Below are 17,124 nucleotides of genomic sequence, written 5' to 3'. Positions count from 1 at the left end.
TTCACTCCCCGCCGAGCTCCTGCGGCGGGGTGTCGCGTCCTGGGACCTCGTTCGGCGCGAGGATGCGCTGGTCGCCGGGGTAGGGGCGGGTCCAGTCGGTGGCCTGGTACCAGTCGACGCGGTTCAGCTGGGCCGGGTTGACCTGGTCGAGCTGGGGCTTGGCGCCGCCGGTCCGCTGTATGGCGCTCCACGCCTGCCACTGCCGGGCGATGCCCTGGTAGCGCTGCGGCACGGCGTGGGCGGCGGTGGACCTGAGGCCGTAGTCCAACGGGATCTGGTTGGGCAGCGCGGTGTACGGGGTGAGGTCGGGGTGCCCGGTGAACAGGTCGTACATCGGCTCGGCGGCGCGGTCCACCTAGTTCATCGGCTGGGCGCCCAGGATCTGCTCGATCGTCCGGACCACGTTGACCTGCGAGTAGTACGTGGAGACCACGGTGTGGCGCTTCGCGTACGGGCTGATCACCCACAGCGGGGCGCGGTGGCCGTCCACATGGTCGACGCCGTTCTGCGAGTCGTCCTCCAGGACGAAGATGGCGCTGTCCTTCCAGAACCTGCTGTGCGAGATGGTGTCCACGATGCGGCCGACGGCGAGGTCGTTGTCCGCGGCCATCGCGGTCGGGTACGGGTCGGTGCCGCTGATCCCGTTGGTGTGGTCCTGCGGAAGCTGAATCATCGTCAGGTTCGCCAACCGGCCCGACCTCACCGAGTCGTTGAAGTGCCGCTGCCAGATGTCGACCCGGTACTGGTCGGGGATGTCGGTGTCGAAGGTCGGGTAGTCCGGGTGGTTGACGGCGTTCACCGACGGCACGTCGGACGTGGTCGGGTACCTGCCGATCGGGGTGTGCAGCGGGCCCGACGCCTTGCCCTCCAGGACCTGGGAGTCGTGGTACCACTGGGCCCAGGTCGGCGCGCCGGTCGAGGGCAGTGCGATGTTGCCCGCGTACTCGGCGAAGTCCTGCACCGTCTTGCCCGCGCGTTCCACCGTGTTCCACAGGAAGCCGCTGCGCTGGTAGGCCAGCGCGTCGTTGCCCAGAGCGGGGTAGCTGCGGTAGAAGGCGCCGAACTCCTTCTCGATGTAGTCGTTGTTGTCGGCCTGCACCAGCCAGTTGTGGCCGTCCGCGGACAGCGTGCCGATGTCGTAGAAGTTGTCCATCACCCCGTAACCGCTCGCCAGGGCGTGCAGGTTGGGGGTGACCCGGCTGCCGAACTGCGCCAGCGAGGGGTCGCTGTCGCCCTTGCCGATGTCGCCCAGCACCTGGTCGTAGGTGCGGTTCTCCTTGTCGATCAGGAAGACGTGCTTGATCTTCGAGGGGCTGCCGAGGTGTGCGGGGATGACCGCCTCCCGGTCGCCGGCCGAACCGTAGGACGATCCGGAGCGCAGCAGCTTCTCCCAGTCGTTGTCGACGAACACCTGGTGGGTGAGCTCGCCCAGCGCCGCCTGGGAGGGCTGGCGGAAGGTGGTGACCGATCCGGTGTCGTCGTAGGTGTTGTGGCCGGTGGCCGGGTTGGTTCCCGGGCCCTCGCTGATGGTGGAGGGGGCGCCCCGGGCGCCGATGCCCTTGTCGTTGGTGACCACGATCCGGCCGGTGGCGGCGCTGCGCTGCACGTTGACCGGGTACCAGTCGGTGGGGATCAGCCCCTCGTACCGCACTGGGGACCGCCCGCCGTCCCAGCGGTACCGCACCAGGGCGTTGTCCCGGCCCACGCTGACCAGCAGGGTGTGCGGGTCGGTGAAGGCCAGGGCGTTGGGGTAGCTGCCGACCGAGGAGCCGGGCAGCGGGTTGACGTTGAAGGTCTGGGTGACCCGGTGGGCGCGGGCGTCGATCACCGAGACGCTGTCGTCGTTGGAGTTGGCGACCAGGAGTGAACCTCCGTGCGCCACAAGGGCGGTGGGCTCAAGGCCGACCTTGATGGTGCCGGTCTGGCTCTGGCTGCGCAGGTCCACGACCGAGACGGTGCCGTTGGTGACGGCGCCGTTGGTCCGGTCGGCGACGACCGGTGTGCCGTCGCTCAGATTGGTGTTGTCGCCCGCGCCGGCCGGACGGCCGCCCTCGTTGGACACGTACGCCTGGTCGCCCAGGATCACCACCTGGCGCGGGGCGATGCCCACCGGGATCTCCTTGACCAGGGTGTTGCTGGCGGTGTCGATCACGCCGAGGGTGTTGCTGCCGTTCAACGCCGTGTACAGGGTGCGGCCGTCGGACGACAGCGCCATGCCGGACGGCAGGTCCGCCCCGGTCTTACCGGCCAGCCGGATGACCACCGGGGGCGCCGAGCTCACCTTGCCGTCGGCGTCGAGGCTGAACCGGACGAGGTCGGAGGCCTGCGGGAACCACAGGCTGCGGCCGTCCGGCGAGTACAGCGGACCGTCGGCGGCCACCTTGCCGTCGCCGATCCGCCTGTCCGTGCCGACACCGGTGCCGACCTGCTGGACGACGCGCCCGGTGCGCACGTCCATGATGGTCAGGAAGCCGGCGCCCTGGCGGTAGGTGAGGGCCGCGAGCCTGCTGCCGTCCGGGCTGAGGGTGCTGGACAGCAGCCGCCCGTTGTCCACGAGGTGCCGGGCGCCCAGCGGCGTGATGCGCTGGTTGGACGGCAGCAGGATGCCCTTGGCGGTCTGCTCCCCGTCGACCTTGTCGGTGCCGAAGCCACCGGAGATTCCCACGGCGGTGGCCGCCGCGGTGACACCCAGCACGGCCGTGACGGCGAGCGCGGCGGCGGCCGTCCCGCCAAGTCCCCTTGATCTGGCTCGGCTTCGGCGGAAGGTGCGGTGTGGCTTGCTCATCGATGTCCCCTGTCGAGTGCCGTGGCGTAGGAGCGGGCGCTCACGCCGTGTCGAAGCAGCCGTCGAACTCGTAGAGCGGGTTGGTGTGTTGATGCCCGTCGGCGCCCTGGATACGCTGCTGGCCGACCAGGCTGGCCGGGCCCTGCGCGGTGTAGCAGCCGGTTGGCCGCACGCTCACCTCGTACGCGATGGGCTGGGTGATACCGCTCGGCGCCGGCCAGTGCACCAGGCAGACCCAGTCGTCTCCGGGGCCGCTGCCGCCCGAGGCGCGACCTGCCTTGGCGCAGTTGGCCCAGGTGTCGGGTGACGGCGCGTTGTCGGTGCCGTGCAACTCGGTCTGCTGTAGAACGAACAGGTTCCGGAACGTTGGACCGAGGGCGCGTTCAAGCCGCCCGCTGGTGATGTCGGAGCCGCCGCATCCGGCGGTTCCGGCCAGCAGGACGAGCGCGGCGGCGGCCAGCGCCGCGCGTGCGACGGTTCTGTTCAACGGTCAGCCCTTCGTGAAGTCCCGGCGGCGCAGCAGCAGATACCCGGCCGCCAGGCAGACCACGGTGTAGGCGGCGCTCACCGCGCAGCCCTCGACCAGCGGCCGGTAGTACGGGGTGGCCGAGAGCAGCCCGTGCCAGGCGTCGAACGGCGTGGTCAGCAGCGCGTGCCGGACCACGTCCAGCGCGTCCACGTACGCGTACAGCTGCATCAGCAGGCCGACCAGCACCGGCCCCGTGATGCCGGCCGCGCTGTGCCGGGTGGCGATGGAGAACAGCACGCCCAGCGCGGTGAAGCCGAGCGCCGGAGGCAGTACGCACAGCCAGCTCAGCAGCGCCAACTCGGCCGCCCGGCCGGACGGTACGAGGCTGCCGTCCAGTGCCACCAGCGGTTGGTGTCCCACCAGCAGTACCCCCGCCGCGATGCTGCCCGCGCCCGCCAGCGCCACCACGACGACGCAGAAGGTGGCGGCGGCCAGCACCTTGCCGGTGAAGATCTGCGCCCGGGTACGGGACCGGGTCAGAATGGTCTGCCAGGTCCCGTGGTGGTCCTCCGAGGCGAAGATGTCCCCGGCGACCACACTGGTGAGCAGTGGGAACCCCCACTGCCCGGCGAAGCCCAGCACCACCAGCGGTACCGCGTAGCCGGTGTCGTGCACCCAGCGGCCGAACAGCGTGTCGGACGGCACGGTGTCCTGTGTCTTCAGCGCCAGCACGAACGCGAACGGCGCCAGCAGGCAGAGCGCGGCGACCGCCCGGACCCGCCACTGGGCGGTCAGCTTCTCCAACTCCCAGAGGTAGACGGTGCGCACCCCGCCACGCGGGCGGGCGGCCGGCTCGTCCAGCGCGAGGGCGGTCACCGCTCGGCTCCTTCGGTCAGCGTGAGGAACAGCGACTCCAGGGAGGTCGCCTCAAGCCGCAGCGCCCGCACCGCGATGCCACGGCGGCCGAGCGCCAGCACGTAGGCGTCGAGTTGCTCGGGCCTGGCATGTACGGTGAGCCCGCCTTCGGGGTGGTCGTGAACCCGCACCCCGGGCTGGTCGGCGGCCACGGCGATGGCCGACTCGTCGTCGCTGGTGGCGAGTTGGTGGGCCGGGTCGGGGGCGCGGGAGCGCAGTTCGGTGAGTGAGCCCGCGTAGGCCACCCGGCCGGTGCGCAGGATGGTCACCGTCTCGCACAGTTCCTCGACCTCGGCCATGTGGTGGCTGCTGAGCAGCACCGTCAGCCCGTCCGCGGCGAGCGAGCAGACCAGCTGTCGCATGTCGCGGATGCCCGCCGGGTCCAAGCCGTTGCCGGGTTCGTCCAGTACCAGCAGGTCGGGGGCGCGCAGCAGGGCGGCGGCGATACCGAGGCGCTGGCGCATGCCGTACGAGTAGCCGCCGACCTTTCGCCGAGCGCGGTCGGCCAGGCCGACCCGGGCCAGCACCTCGTCGACGCGGTCGGCCGCGTCACCGCCGTCGTAGGCGGCGAGCAGCGCCAGGTTGCGCTCCGCGCTGAGGTACGGATAGAAGCGCGGGCTGTCCACGAAGCCCGCCAATCGGTGCGGCTGGCCGGCGAACAGCCTTACGTCTCCGGCGTCCTGCCGCACCAGCCCGAGCAGAATGCGCAGCAGCGTGGTCTTGCCGGCGCCGTTGGGACCGAGCAGCCCGTGCACCCCACCGGCCGCCACGGTCAGGTCCACGCCGTCCAGGGCCGTCGTCCCGCCGAACCGTTTGGCCAAGCCGCGGGCTTCCACCGCCTGCCCCACCGCACCCCCTCCTCCCTGGCAACTGGCCCGAAGGTACGGCGTGTTGGCGTACGCGGGAAGAAGCGGGAACGAACACTGGGTGCGCCCCGGGGAGACGGTACGCGGCGTCTCCCCGGGGCCCTTTCCGGTTACTGCTGCCCGCGGGCCGCCTTGCGGCGCCGGGTCACGTAGATCACCGCACCGCCCGCGCCGACCAGCGCCACCGCGCCCGCAGCCAGGTACGGGGTGCTGGAGTCGGCACCGGTCTCGGCGAGGTTCTGCTTGGCGGCGGCCGAGTCGACCTTGGTCCCGTTGCCGGCCGTGCTGCCGCCGTTGGGTGAACCGGCGCTGTCCGTCCCGGCGTTGGTGGCCCCCTTGGTGGCGCCGCCGTCGTTGGCGCCACCGCCGCTGCTGCCCGCGCCACCGCTGTCGCCGCCGCTGCCGCCGCCCTTGGGCGTCTGGCAGGTGGCGCGGGCCAGGGTGACGTCGCCGGTCACCTGGGCGACGTTGAGCGCGGCGGGGTTGACCGAGACCTGGAGGTTGAGCGCGGTCGCGGCCGAACTGGCGGACGTGGTCTCGGTCTTCGACAGGTCGAGGCGGACCTCGCCGACACCGGGCACGTCGACCTTCGTCGTACCGCCGGCGGTGAGCCTGACCCCCTTGCCCAGCACCTCGACGTCACCGAGAAGGTTGGAGTAGGCGGTCGGCCTCTGACCCGTGTCGCAGGTCGCCTTGGAGGTGACCTGGCGCACCTGGAGCAGTGGCGTGTCGGGCAGTCCGGGCAGGTGCACCCGGGCGTTCAGGAGGTTCACGTACCCTTCGGCCCGCCGGGTCTCGGCGGTGGCCCGCGCGGTGGCCACGTCCGCGTTGAGCACGCTGAAGGGCCTGCCGCCGTCAACGCCGTCCAGGTGGGCGCTGAGCGCGGTCCGGTCGGCGTTGGCGGGCGCGTGCACGTCGTTGAGCGTGACGTTCAGCGGCAGGTCGACGGCCTTGTCGAGCAGGGAGACGTCAAGGCCGGTGTTGAGCACGGAGGCGGTCGAGTGGCCGCCTCCGCTACCACCGTCGCCGGAGCCGGTGGTGGCCTGCGCGACCGGGGCGAGGGCCAGGGCGCTCGTGGTGAGCGCGATGGACGCACCGACCGCCGCCGCGCAGCGGCGTGCGGGCAGGCTGAGGACAGAGCTGTACAACTGAGGAACCCCCACAGATGGCTTGGCGTCATCGGCGTTACTGAAAAGGGGACAGCGCACCCGCCGACGACATCGACCCGGCAATATTTACGCACCGGGCGTACAGGAACAGCTACCTGGAGCCACTTCACTCCAAAGGATGGTTTCCGGGCGTAAGTTCGAGAGAAGCACATCGTCAACTACTGGTTGACGGCCCAGGATGCGACAACCTACGGTTGACGCATGTCGAAGCAACCAGTACGGCTCGACGACCTCATCGAGCACGTCATCAGCCAGCACCCGGACGGCGACGCGCTGCAGCACCTCTCGGACGCCGTCGAGACCTCCACCCACCTCGGCGACGTCGCCGACCACCTGATAGGGCACTTCGTGGACCAGGCCCGCCGCACCGGCGCGTCCTGGACCGAGATCGGCCAGTACATGGGGGTGACCAAGCAGGCCGCGCAGAAGCGGTTCGTCCCCAAGGAGACCGAGGCCGACGAACTCGACCTGCCCACCTCGGGGTTGTTCTCCCGCTTCACCCAGCGCGCCCGCAACGTGGTGGAGGCCTCCGAGCAGGAGGCCAGGGAACTCGGGCACGCCCAGATCCACTCCCAGCACATCGCGCTGGCGCTGCTCAGCGAGCCGGACGGGCTCGCCGCCAAGGCCATCGTCGCGCTCGGGCCGCCCCCCGAGCAGCTGCGCGAGGCGGTGCTGGCCACGCTGGGCCCCTCCGTCGAGGAGGTGCCCAAGCGGCTGAAGTTCACCCGCGGCGCGAAGAAGACCCTCCAGCTCGCCCTGCGCGAGGCCCTGCACCTCGGCCACAACTACATCGGCACCGAACACATCCTGCTCGGCCTGCTGCGCAACGAGGACGAGATCGCCGCACAGGTGCTCATCGGTCTGGGCATCACACGCGAGGAGACCGAGCAGGCGACGCGCGAGGCCATCGAGGAGATCCAGCGGAAGCTCAAGGGCTGACCGCTCGACCCGTCACCCCACCACGCGGCCCCGCAGCACGACCTGCCGCGGGGCCGCCAACACCCTTACGTCGACGCGCGGATCGGCCTCGTACACCACCAGGTCGGCGGGCGCGCCCTCGTCCAACCGCGGCCGTCCGAGCCACTCCCTGGCCCGCCAGGTGGCCGCCGCCAGCGCGTCAACCGCCGGGATCCCGGCGGCGACCAGCTCGGCGACCTCGTCCGCCACCAGCCCGTGCGGCAGTGAACCGCCCGCGTCGGTACCGGTGAAGATCTGGATCCCGGCGTCATGGGCGGCGCGCACGGTGTCGTAGCGACGGGCGTGCAACCGCCGCATATGCGCTGCCCAGTTGGGGAACTTCGCCTCTCCCCCGGCCGCCAGGTTCGGGAACGTCGCGATGTTGACCAGGGTCGGAACGATCGCCACACCGCGCTCCGCGAACAGCGGGATGGTCTCCTCGGTCAGCCCGGTGGCGTGCTCGACGCAGTCGATGCCCGCCTCCACCAGATCGGTGAGCGAGTCCTCGGAGAAGCAGTGCGCGGTGACCCGGGCGCCCTCCTCGTGGGCCGCGGCGATCGCCTCGTCGATCGCCCAACGCGGCCAGCACGGCGTCAGATCGCCGACCTCGCGATCGATCCAGTCGCCCACCAGCTTCACCCAGCCGTCACCGCGCCGCGCCTCCCGCCGCACATAGGCGGCCAGGTCACCGGGCTCGATCTCATGGGCGTAGTTGCGGATGTAGCGGCGGGTGCGGGCGATGTGGCGGCCGGCCCGGATGATCTTCGGCAGGTCCTCCCTGTCGTCCACCCACCGGGTGTCGGCTGGGGAGCCCGCGTCCCGCAACAGCAGCGCTCCCGCGTCCCGGTCGGCCAGCGCCTGCTTCTCGCTGGCCGCCTCGTCCACCGCGCCGTGTGCGTCAAGGCCCACATGGCAGTGCGCGTCCACCAGTCCCGGCAGCACCCACCCACTGACGGTGGCCACATCACGGGCGTGCGCGGGGCGCTCGTACGTCACCCGCCCGTCGACCACCCACAGCTCGTCGCGAACCTCCTCGGGCCCGACCAGCACCCGCCCCTTGATGTGCAACACCGCGGCATCCGTCATGCACAGGACTCTACGGCGCGGGTACGGCGGCTCCACCGGGACGGTCACGCCACGCGTCTGCCCCGGCCCGGATCCGGTAAACCCGTCACTGGACGCTGAAACTTTTCTGCGGCATGCTTCCCTTAATTCCCCGGAGAATTTCCGGAACGGCATTCGCCCGTCTTCTTCTGCCCAGCCCTCCCAAGGCTAAACACCAAGATTTCGCTAACGCCGAATGACGTGAGTCGGGCAGACCCCAAGGGCGTTACTGAGTTGTGACCGACTCCACACCGCATCCGATTTGCCCGGATATATCCGGGCAAAAACCCACTCTGCGGGGTCGGTTCAGACGCCGGTTCGCGTGCGCGCGATAACACATTCCGACGCCGTAGGTAACCCCGCCCGCCGATGCATTTCGCTTTCCATCTCGGTAAGTTCAATTCGCATGACCGCCGCACAAGACGACCTTGTATGCGAAGCCGTGAACGCCTCGAATTCCCCGTATCGATTGGATCCGCCGACCGTCGACGACGGCGCCGCGATCTGGCGCATCGCCCGTGACTCCAAGGCGCTGGACCTCAACTCCTCGTACAGCTACCTGCTGTGGTGCCGGGACTTCGCCCGCACCTCGGTGGTGGCCAGGGACGGCAGCGGTGAGCCAGTGGGGTTCGTGACCGGCTACGTACGGCCCGAGCGGCCGAAGACCCTGGTCGTCTGGCAGGTCGCGGTCGACCACTCGTACCGCGGTCGGGGACTCGCCGCCACGATGCTCGACGGGCTGACCGAGCGGGTCACCGCCCTCGGCATCGACCGCGTCGAGACCACGATCACCCCGGACAACGAAGCGTCCAACCGGCTGTTCACCTCCTACGGCGAACGGCACGACGCCCCCATAGAGCGCGAAGTGCTTTTCCACGGCGGTCAGTTCCCCGACGGCCATGGCACGGAGGTGCTCTACCGGATCGGCCCCTTGGGGGCCTTCCGGTGAAGGCGTTCCTTCTGGGTCTGCCGCCCCCAGGCCCCCGCCCCATGCCGCGCGATGAGGACTTTCTTCTGGGGTAACGCCCCCAGGCCCCCACTAAGGAGCATGACGGTGACCATCACCCCGCCCGCACTCAGCGTCTTCGAGTCCCTTGAGTCCGAGGTGCGCAGCTACTGCCGCGGTTGGCCCGCGGTGTTCGACCGCGCGCAGGGCAGCCGGATCCACGACGAGGACGGGCACAGCTACCTGGACTTCTTCTCCGGTGCGGGCGCGCTCAACTACGGCCATAACAACCCGGTGTTGAAACGCGCGCTGCTGGACTACCTGGAACGCGACGGGATCACCCACGGCCTGGACATGAGCACCACGGCCAAACGCGCGTTCCTCACCACCTTCCAGGAGGTGGTGCTGCGCCCGCGGGGCCTCGACTACAAGGTGATGTTCCCCGGTCCCACCGGCACCAACGCCGTCGAGGCGGCGCTGAAGCTGGCCCGCAAGGCCAAGGGGCGGGAGGCGATCGTCTCGTTCACCAACGCCTTCCACGGCATGTCCCTGGGCTCACTCGCGGTGACCGGCAACGCCTTCAAGCGGGCGGGCGCCGGGATCCCGCTGGTGCACGGCACTCCGATGCCGTTCGACCACTACCTCGACGGCCGGGTCCCGGACTTCCTGTGGTTCGAGCGGCTGCTGGAGGACCAGGGCTCCGGCCTCAACCAGCCCGCCGCGGTGATCGTGGAGACCATCCAGGGCGAGGGCGGGATCAACGTGGCCCGCGCCGAGTGGCTGCGCGGCCTGGCCGAGCTGTGCAAGCGGCGCGACATGCTGCTGATCGTGGACGACATCCAGATGGGCTGCGGTCGCACCGGCCCGTTCTTCTCCTTCGAGGAGGCCGGGATCGTCCCGGACATCGTCACCCTGTCCAAGTCCATCAGCGGCTACGGCCTACCGATGTCACTGACGCTGTTCAAGCCCGAGTTGGACCTGTGGGAGCCCGGCGAGCACAACGGCACGTTCCGTGGCAACAACCCGGCGTTCGTCACCGCCACCGCCGCCCTGGACACCTACTGGGCGGACGGCCAGATGGAGAAGCAGACGCTGGCCCGCGGCGAGCAGATCGAGGCCGCGCTGCGCGACATCGTCCGCGAACACCCGCGCTCCGGCGTCGAGTTCAGGGGCCGCGGCCTGGTCTGGGGCCTGGAGTTCACCGACAAGCAGCGCGCCGCCGCGGTGTGCGCCCGCGCCTTCGAGCTCGGAATGCTGCTGGAGACCTCCGGCCCGGAGAGCGAGGTCGTCAAGCTGCTGCCCGCGCTGACCATCAGCCCCGACGAGTTGGAAGAGGGCCTGCGCACCCTCGCCCGCGCGGTCCGCGAGACCGCGTAACTCCCCCCCACAGCGCACCAGCACAGAAAGGCACCGCACCACCGTGATCGTCCGATCGTTCAAGGAACTCGAAGGCACCGACCGGCATGTGAAGGCAGCGTCGGGCACCTGGGAGAGCAAGCGGATCGTCCTGGCCGGGGAGCGTGTCGGCTTCTCCCTGCACGAGACCGTGATGTACGCAGGGACCGAGACGTCCATGTGGTACGCCAACCACATCGAGGCCGTGGTCTGCGTGGAGGGCGAAGCCGAGCTCACCGACGAGGAGACCGGCGAGAAGCACTGGATCACCCCGGGCACGATGTACCTGCTCAACGGCCATGAGAAGCACACGATGCGGCCCAAGACCGACTTCCGCTGCCTGTGCGTGTTCAACCCGCCGGTCACCGGCCGTGAGGAGCACGACGAGAACGGGGTGTACCCGCTGCTGACGGAGGAGGCCTGAACGATGACGACGATCACCGACCTGTACCCGACCCGCGGCACCGCCGAGGTCAGCACCCCGCGCCAGGACCCGGTGGTGTGGGCCACCCCCGGTACGTCGGGCCCGATCCAGCCGTCCGAACTGCACGGCTACGACCGCGACGGCTTCCTGACGGTGGACCGGCTGCTGGCACCGGAGGAAGTGGCCCGATATCGCGCCGAGTTGGACCGGCTGATCGCCGACCCGGCGGTACGGGCCGACGAACGCGCCATCGTAGAGCCGAAGTCCCAGGACATCCGGTCGGTCTTCGAGGTCCACAAGATCAGCGAGGTGTTCGCCGAACTGGTCCGCGACCCACGGGTGCTCGGCCGCGCCCGGCAGATCCTCGGCTCCGACGTCTACGTCCACCAGAGCCGGGTCAACGTCAAGCCGGGCTTCGGCGCGAGCGGCTTCTACTGGCACTCGGACTTCGAGACGTGGCACGCCGAGGACGGCCTGCCGCGGATGCGCACCGTGTCGGTGTCGATCGCGCTGACCGAGAACCACGACACCAACGGCGGCCTGATGATCATGCCGGGCTCGCACCGTACGTTCGTCGGCTGCGCGGGGGTGACGCCGAAGGACAACTACAAGCGGTCGCTGCGGATGCAGGAGGCCGGCACCCCGTCGAAGGAGGCGCTGACCGAACTGGCCGGGCGACACGGCATCAAGCTGTTCACCGGCCCGGCCGGCTCGGCGACCTGGTTCGACTGCAACTGCATGCACGGTTCCGGTGACAACATCACGCCGTTCCCGCGCAGCAACGTGTTCATCGTCTTCAACAGCGTGGAGAACACGGCGGTCGAACCGTTCGCGGCACCGGCGCCGCGCCCGGCGTTCGTCGGGGCGCGGGACTTCACTCCGGTTCGGTGAGCCCGTACCTGGGCTGACCAGGCAAGACTGAGCCGCGTGCCGGGTCCGTGATGTGTCGTGGGGACAACACTCACGGCCCGGCATGCAAGCGCCCGCGAAGCAGTCGGACCCGCACCCCTCGGAAGGGGTGCGGGTCCGACTGTGTACGGCTGGCACCGGCCCGTGGCGGCTGTCCACGGGCTGCGGCTGGCGCGTGACCTCACCGAGGCGATGGGCGGCACCGTTGAGCCCGCGAGGAGCGGCCCCGCGTTCTCGGTGGCGCTGGCCTTCCCTCAGCGCACCGCCCCCCGGTGAGCTGACGAGGTACGCGCCAGCGGAGAATGGCTACTCCTCCAGCGTCGGCCCGCGCCGCCCAGGGCCGATCCGGCCTGTTCGGCCAGAGTGACCGCGACCGGTCGGGCCTGTCGCCGCGGTTTCGCGCCCGGTGCCGGACACATCCTGAACCGGCCGAGGTAGCGGCCGTTGCCGGACATACGCAGCTCGATTTCGGATCTTGGCCGACAAAGGCTTCGCAAGGCGGGAGTTCGGGGCATTCCTTTACCGGTCGGCTCCGTGCACACTTGGCAAGATCACCCGGGTCCGGCAGTGGGCCGAGGCCGTCATCGACACCCTCAACGGCCAGTTCAGCATCGAACAACACGGTGCCAGACCTTGGCCGGAGTCCTTGCCCGCACTGGTCAACGCCTCCTGGCCCTGGCGGCTGCCATGTGGCGCAACCGGACCACCGGAGCCCCGGACAAGCGCTCGTTGATCGCGTAGGACCACTGAAGACAATCGAACTCAATCACCTAGCCCGCGGCGGACTCGGGCCCTGACTTGTGGTCGAGGATCGCCAGAAGGTCGTCGACGGTGCCGTCGTCGGCGGGATGGCGCAGGCGTGTGCCCAGGATGACCCGGTAGTGGTTCGTGCGGCCCCGTCGGGTGTGCGTGAGGTACCCGCCGTCCTCCAGGTCCGTGATGATCTTCTGCACGGCACGTTCGGTGAGCAGGCACGCCGCGGCGATGTCGCGGATCCGCGTGCCGGGGTCCCGGGCGATCTGAGCCAGCACGCGTGCGTGATTGGTCAGGAACGTCCAAGTTCCTTGTGAGCTGGGCCTCTCTTCCATGGCACCCCATGGTAGAGGCATGTCGCGTGGACGATAGGCGAACTGTAATTCGTGAATTTGTTGACAGGTTGTTCGCTGTCCCAGATCATGAAGCCGCAGCTGCTGAACCTGAACCCGTCGCCCCTCCTGGACCGCACCGCTCATCCCGTGGCGGTGCCCGCACTTCATGGGAAGCACTCGTGGAACGCCTCACCAGGGCTGGCCTCGACCAGTTGACTACCGTGCTCGCCGAGCGGATCGGTGATCCCCGGGCGCTGTCGCCCACCACTGGTGGCTACTCGCTTCGGCACAGCGTCGCCCACGCCATACGCGGTATCGAGGCGTACCTCGACATGGCCGTGGACCAGCCCGGACGCCTGGCATTGGCCTCCTCCCGTGCCCATGCGGAAGAGCTTTGGACCGTGCTTGAACGGGCCGCCGCGCTACTGGCCCATGCGTCTGCCTCGCCGGAGCTCGCCGCCACCCCCCAGCGCGATCCTCACGACGAGCGAAAGGACTGAGCAGTGGCGCCGACCGGCCCCTCACACACCGACGCCTCCTCCCTCGGCCCCAGGGCCATCCTCACCACCGCCCGCAACGGCCAGGTCCTCGTCCTGCGCTTGGCGGGCGAACTCGACATGGAAGGCGCCGGCGTTTTCGAGGAGGCGCCGACGGAGAACGCCTCCGCGCTCGTCCTCGACCTGTCGCGGCTCGACTTCTGCGACTCCACGGGCCTCAACGCCCTGCTGCGCCTGCGTCTCGACGCCCAGGGCCGCGGCGTTCCCGTCCACCTCGCCGCGTTGACGGACCGGGTGGCGCGCCTGCTGGAGATAACCGGGGCCGACCAGATCTTCCCGGTGCACCCCAGCGTCGAGACCGCCCTCGCGGCCCTGGAACGCGACTGATGGTCCCGCGAGCGTCTCCTCGCCGCATAGCCATAGTGCCGTGACCGGGAAATTTCACCGGGTCGAGGTGGTGCGGCTGGCCGCCTTCCGGCAAGATCGCCCGATGACTTGTCTCGGGCTGGTGACCGTTGTCGTGCGTGACTATGACGAGGCCATCGCTTTCTATCGGGACGTCCTCGGGTTCGAGCTCCTGGAAGACACCCCAATCGAGGAGGGAAAGCGGTGGGTGGTGGTCGCCCCCTCGGGTGCGCGGGAGGCAGCTGTGCTGCTGGCCAGGGCCGTGACCGGTGAGCAGGAGGCACGTGTCGGGGACCAGACCGGCGGGCGGGTCGGCTGGTTCCTGAACACTGACGCGTTCGAGCGCGACTACGAGCGTATGCGGGCCGCCGGGGTCTCGTTCGAAGAAGCGCCCCGACGCGAGCCCTATGGCACCGTTGCCGTCTTCCGTGATCTGTACGGGAACCGCTGGGACTTGATCCAGCCGAACCGGACCGACGGCCTATCGCCGTGACGTGCATGTCCGGGGAGCGCTCGGGGCTCCGCTCTGGCCATCGCGCGTTCGGGAGTGGCGTAGCCGCCCCGCTGGTGCCCCAGGCGAAGACGTGACACATTAACATGCAGGCTTGCCGGCCCCCGACGCCGATGACCAATCACTCGGCGGTCGAACCGTTCGCCGCACCGGCGCCGCGCCCCGAGTTCATCGGGGCGCGGGCCACGTTCGTTGTGGTGGAGAGCAGTACGCCGGCGCGGTGAACCTCATTCTCCGGCGGGCCAGTTGAAGCTGTTGGGGACCTTCACCTGCTCGCCCGCCGGACCGTAGACAAGGGCGATCTCGTCGTGTGCCCTGAGCACGATCGCGGCGGGATCGCCCTTGATCTGCTTTCCGTTGACGTAGGCGCGCAGCTGCTTGCCGCCGCCCGCCTTCAGTCCCCCGAGCTGGTCGGCGCCGAGCGCGACGTTCCATTCGGTCATGAACTGGCCGAGGGTGAAGTCGGCCTTCACCGGCGACTCGATATGGATCACGCCGTCCGGGGTGTGGGTGTGCAGCGGGCTGATCCGCTGCTGCTTCACGTCGATGCCGATGAACGCGGGAACGGTCACCGGCTGCCCGTTGACGAGGATGTCCAGGTGGGTGTGGATGTGCATCACCTGGCCCTCGGCGCCCAGCATCGGCAGCTGGGCGGCCTTGGCGCGGGCGCTGGCGTCACTGGGCGCGTCCCACGGCGGCAGCGTGGTGCGGCCCTGCGCGGTGGTGCGGGGGGTGGCCGGGACACCGGCCCGGTCGGTGCCCTTGGGCGCGGCGGCCGCGGCACTGGCGGCGGTCTTGCCGGAGGCGCTGCCGCCGGAGCCGCACGCGGCGAGCGTGAGACCCAGGGCGGCGGTGAGCGCGATGGTGGCGCCGCGGAGCGCGGTGCGGTGGTTCGTGCGGTTCGTGCGGTTCGTGCGGTGAGACACGGCAGGCGGTCTCTTTCTGTGCGGCTGTTTGCGGTACGAGCCCGAGCGGCGCCCAGGATGCCACAGCGCACAGCGGACTCATGGGTAGCGCTGACCGTCGACGCGTCGCGGCAGCCCCAGGGGATTGCCGTCCCGCAGCTCCGGCGGCAGCAGCGCGGGCGGGGTGTCCTGGTAGGCGACCGGGCGCAGCCAGCGCTCAACCGCCGTGCCGCCGACGGAGGTTGACTGCGAGGTGGTGGCCGGGTAGGGCCCGCCGTGGTGCTGCGCGGGCGCGACGGCGACCCCGGTCGGCCAGCCGTTGACCAGCACGCGTCCGGCGAGCCGGGTGAGCCCCGCGATCAGCTCGGCGGCCGTCCCTTGTTCTCCGGCGGCCTCCGCGGTGGACAGGTGGACGGTGGCGGTGAGGTTGCCGGGCAGCCGGGCCAGCACGGCCTCGGCCTCGGCGTCGTTCTCGTAGCGGGCGATCACGGTGACCGGCCCGAAGCACTCCTGTGTCAGCAGTTCGTGCGGGCCGTCCTGGGTGAGCCGGAACGCGGGTACGGTCAGGAAGCCCGGCCGTACCGCCGACTCGCCGTCCGCGCCGGGCTCCACCGGCACGGTGACATCAGGCAGCCGGGCGCGGTCCCGTACACCGGCGAGGAAGTGCCGGCGCATCCTTTCGTCCAGCAGTACGCCGGGCGGTGCCTCGGAGGCGGCCCGGGTGAGCGCGGCGACCAGGCGGTCACCGTCCGAACCGGCGGGGATGAGGACGAGTCCCGGCTTGGTGCAGAACTGGCCGACGCCCAGGGTGAAGGAGGCGGCGAGCCCGCCGCCGATCGCCTCGGCGCGCTCGGCGGCAGCGGCGGCGGTGACCAACACCGGGTTGAGGCTGCCGAGTTCGCCGTGGAACGGGATCGGCCGGGGCCGGGCGGCCGCCGCGTCGTACAGGGCGCGGCCGCCGGGGATGGAGCCGGTGAACCCGGCGGCGCTGACCAGCGGGTGCTCGATGAGGTCGACCCCGGCCTGGAAGCCGTGCAGCAGGCCGACGGTGTCCTCGGGCAGCCCGGTCTCGGCGGCGGCCCGGCGCAGGATCGCGGCACACAGTTCGGAGGTGGCCGGATGGCCGGGGTGCGCCTTGACCACGACCGGGCATCCGGCGGCCAGGGCGCTGGCGGTGTCCCCGCCGGGGACGGAGAAGGCCAGCGGGAAGTTGCTGGCCGCGTAGACGGCGACCACTCCGAGCGGCACCTTGTAGCGGCGCAGGTCCGGCCGGGGCGCCGGGAGGGCGTCGGGAGCCAGCGGGGTGCGCGCGGCGTTCGCTGGAGGAGCGGTGGCGGGCGACGGATGCGCGTGGTCGATGATCACGTCCAGGAAGGCGCCCTCGTCCACCACGTCCGCGAAGGCCCGCAACTGGTAGGCGGTACGGGCGAGTTCACCGCCCAGGCGGGCCGGTCCGAGCGCGGTCTCGGCGTCGGCGGTGGCGACCACCCGGTCCCGCTCGGCGGTCAGCAGATCGGCCGCGGCGCGCAGCAGGGCGGCGCGGGCCGGGCGGTGGGCGAGCGCGGGCACGGCGTCGGCCGCTGCCCGTACCGCCTTGTCTACCTGGTCGGCGGTGGCTTCCACGGTCACCTGTTCCCGCTGCTTCCCAGTGCGGGGGTCGACGCTCCAGACTGGTACGGCCACCGGTACTGCCACCGTGAACCTCCAGGGCTCCCTCAACCGGATCATCGTCTGTTCGGTATGCTGAACACTGTCTTCGTTTGTGAATCCTGTGGGGAG

Annotated in this window: 19 protein-coding genes and 1 pseudogene; 10 read left to right on the top strand and 10 right to left on the bottom strand. The window is 70.3% G+C overall.

Features of this window, described 5'->3' with window-relative positions; all coding sequences use genetic code 11:
• Position 1: 1 nt before the first annotated feature.
• From O5O46_RS07845 to O5O46_RS07820, 6 genes are all read right to left on the bottom strand, one after another.
• On the bottom strand, positions 2-355 hold the full coding sequence (locus O5O46_RS07845; protein WP_269854505.1) for a hypothetical protein: 354 nt from the start codon (positions 353-355) through the stop codon (positions 2-4).
• Complete coding sequence (locus O5O46_RS07840; protein ID WP_269854504.1) at positions 356-2,785, bottom strand: bifunctional YncE family protein/alkaline phosphatase family protein; 2,430 nt, start codon at positions 2,783-2,785, stop codon at positions 356-358. It abuts the gene before it with no gap.
• 40 nt (positions 2,786-2,825) lie between these two features.
• Complete coding sequence (locus tag O5O46_RS07835) at positions 2,826-3,272, bottom strand: hypothetical protein (RefSeq protein WP_269854503.1); 447 nt, start codon at positions 3,270-3,272, stop codon at positions 2,826-2,828.
• Positions 3,273-3,275: 3 nt separating this feature from the next.
• Positions 3,276-4,130: an ABC transporter permease gene (locus O5O46_RS07830; protein ID WP_269854502.1), complete on the bottom strand. Its 855-nt coding sequence runs from the start codon at positions 4,128-4,130 to the stop codon at positions 3,276-3,278.
• On the bottom strand, positions 4,127-5,017 hold the full coding sequence (locus tag O5O46_RS07825) for an ABC transporter ATP-binding protein (protein ID WP_269854501.1): 891 nt from the start codon (positions 5,015-5,017) through the stop codon (positions 4,127-4,129). The genes O5O46_RS07830 and O5O46_RS07825 overlap by 4 nt, the downstream gene beginning before the upstream one ends.
• A gap of 128 nt (positions 5,018-5,145) precedes the next feature.
• Positions 5,146-6,183, bottom strand: coding sequence for an SCO1860 family LAETG-anchored protein (locus tag O5O46_RS07820; protein WP_333482344.1), 1,038 nt, complete (start codon positions 6,181-6,183; stop codon positions 5,146-5,148).
• Positions 6,184-6,405: 222 nt separating this feature from the next.
• Between O5O46_RS07820 and O5O46_RS07815 the strand changes: the two genes are divergently transcribed.
• Positions 6,406-7,143, top strand: coding sequence for a Clp protease N-terminal domain-containing protein (locus O5O46_RS07815; RefSeq protein WP_269854500.1), 738 nt, complete (start codon positions 6,406-6,408; stop codon positions 7,141-7,143).
• Between the two features lie 12 nt (positions 7,144-7,155).
• Here O5O46_RS07815 and O5O46_RS07810 read toward each other — a convergent pair whose 3' ends face one another.
• The gene (locus O5O46_RS07810) at positions 7,156-8,247 is read right to left on the bottom strand and encodes an amidohydrolase family protein (RefSeq protein WP_269854499.1); all 1,092 of its coding nucleotides are present in this window, start codon (positions 8,245-8,247) and stop codon (positions 7,156-7,158) included.
• Between the two features lie 424 nt (positions 8,248-8,671).
• Between O5O46_RS07810 and ectA the strand changes: the two genes are divergently transcribed.
• From ectA to O5O46_RS35455, 6 genes and pseudogenes are all read left to right on the top strand, one after another.
• Positions 8,672-9,214, top strand: coding sequence for a diaminobutyrate acetyltransferase (ectA, locus tag O5O46_RS07805; protein ID WP_269854498.1), 543 nt, complete (start codon positions 8,672-8,674; stop codon positions 9,212-9,214).
• A gap of 105 nt (positions 9,215-9,319) precedes the next feature.
• Positions 9,320-10,588 carry a diaminobutyrate--2-oxoglutarate transaminase gene (gene ectB / locus O5O46_RS07800; protein WP_269854612.1) on the top strand — a complete coding sequence of 423 codons (1,269 nt, stop codon included), beginning with the start codon at positions 9,320-9,322 and terminating at the stop codon, positions 10,586-10,588.
• A gap of 43 nt (positions 10,589-10,631) precedes the next feature.
• Positions 10,632-11,030, top strand: coding sequence for an ectoine synthase (locus O5O46_RS07795; RefSeq protein WP_269854497.1), 399 nt, complete (start codon positions 10,632-10,634; stop codon positions 11,028-11,030).
• A gap of 3 nt (positions 11,031-11,033) precedes the next feature.
• Complete coding sequence (thpD, locus tag O5O46_RS07790) at positions 11,034-11,921, top strand: ectoine hydroxylase (RefSeq protein ID WP_269854496.1); 888 nt, start codon at positions 11,034-11,036, stop codon at positions 11,919-11,921.
• Positions 11,922-12,083: 162 nt separating this feature from the next.
• Positions 12,084-12,215, top strand: a complete 132-nt coding sequence (locus O5O46_RS07785; protein ID WP_269854495.1) for a hypothetical protein — start codon at positions 12,084-12,086, stop codon at positions 12,213-12,215.
• A gap of 196 nt (positions 12,216-12,411) precedes the next feature.
• A pseudogene (locus tag O5O46_RS35455) lies at positions 12,412-12,680 on the top strand (IS982 family transposase); the annotation flags it as partial.
• Between the two features lie 29 nt (positions 12,681-12,709).
• On the opposite strand, the gene O5O46_RS07780 reads toward O5O46_RS35455, so the two are convergent.
• On the bottom strand, positions 12,710-13,027 hold the full coding sequence (locus O5O46_RS07780; RefSeq protein WP_269854494.1) for a helix-turn-helix transcriptional regulator: 318 nt from the start codon (positions 13,025-13,027) through the stop codon (positions 12,710-12,712).
• Between the two features lie 179 nt (positions 13,028-13,206).
• Between O5O46_RS07780 and O5O46_RS07775 the strand changes: the two genes are divergently transcribed.
• The 3 genes from O5O46_RS07775 (at position 13,207) to O5O46_RS07765 (ending at position 14,422) form a co-directional block, all read left to right on the top strand.
• A complete protein-coding gene (locus O5O46_RS07775) occupies positions 13,207-13,527 on the top strand; it encodes a hypothetical protein (RefSeq protein WP_269854493.1) in 321 nt (106 codons plus the stop codon).
• 3 nt (positions 13,528-13,530) lie between these two features.
• Positions 13,531-13,911: an STAS domain-containing protein gene (locus tag O5O46_RS07770; RefSeq protein ID WP_269854492.1), complete on the top strand. Its 381-nt coding sequence runs from the start codon at positions 13,531-13,533 to the stop codon at positions 13,909-13,911.
• Between the two features lie 103 nt (positions 13,912-14,014).
• Complete coding sequence (locus O5O46_RS07765) at positions 14,015-14,422, top strand: VOC family protein (protein ID WP_269854611.1); 408 nt, start codon at positions 14,015-14,017, stop codon at positions 14,420-14,422.
• 245 nt (positions 14,423-14,667) lie between these two features.
• On the opposite strand, the gene O5O46_RS07760 is transcribed toward O5O46_RS07765, so the two are convergent.
• Positions 14,668-15,366, bottom strand: coding sequence for a hypothetical protein (locus O5O46_RS07760; RefSeq protein WP_269854491.1), 699 nt, complete (start codon positions 15,364-15,366; stop codon positions 14,668-14,670).
• Between the two features lie 78 nt (positions 15,367-15,444).
• Positions 15,445-17,073, bottom strand: a complete 1,629-nt coding sequence (locus tag O5O46_RS07755) for an aldehyde dehydrogenase (NADP(+)) (protein WP_443072421.1) — start codon at positions 17,071-17,073, stop codon at positions 15,445-15,447.
• Between the last annotated feature and the right edge of the window lie 51 nt (positions 17,074-17,124).

Source organism: Streptomyces sp. RPT161, assembly GCF_027533845.1.
Classification (GTDB): domain Bacteria; phylum Actinomycetota; class Actinomycetes; order Streptomycetales; family Streptomycetaceae; genus Streptantibioticus_A; species Streptantibioticus_A silvisoli_A.
Note: the sequence above shows the minus strand (reverse complement) of the source record. Positions and strands in the feature narration are given on the sequence as shown.

What these genes read in the sequence shown, in the direction of transcription:
- O5O46_RS07840 (WP_269854504.1), bottom strand. Translation starts at nt 2,785, where the DNA reads ATGAGCAAGCCACACCGCACCTTCCGCCGAAGCCGAGCCAGATCAAGG.
- O5O46_RS07815 (WP_269854500.1), top strand. Translation starts at nt 6,406, where the DNA reads ATGTCGAAGCAACCAGTACGGCTCGACGACCTCATCGAGCACGTCATC.
- O5O46_RS07810 (WP_269854499.1), bottom strand. Translation starts at nt 8,247, where the DNA reads ATGACGGATGCCGCGGTGTTGCACATCAAGGGGCGGGTGCTGGTCGGG.
- ectA (WP_269854498.1), top strand. Translation starts at nt 8,672, where the DNA reads ATGACCGCCGCACAAGACGACCTTGTATGCGAAGCCGTGAACGCCTCG.
- thpD (WP_269854496.1), top strand. Translation starts at nt 11,034, where the DNA reads ATGACGACGATCACCGACCTGTACCCGACCCGCGGCACCGCCGAGGTC.
- O5O46_RS07780 (WP_269854494.1), bottom strand. Translation starts at nt 13,027, where the DNA reads ATGGAAGAGAGGCCCAGCTCACAAGGAACTTGGACGTTCCTGACCAAT.
- O5O46_RS07765 (WP_269854611.1), top strand. Translation starts at nt 14,015, where the DNA reads ATGACTTGTCTCGGGCTGGTGACCGTTGTCGTGCGTGACTATGACGAG.
- O5O46_RS07755 (WP_443072421.1), bottom strand. Translation starts at nt 17,073, where the DNA reads ATGATCCGGTTGAGGGAGCCCTGGAGGTTCACGGTGGCAGTACCGGTG.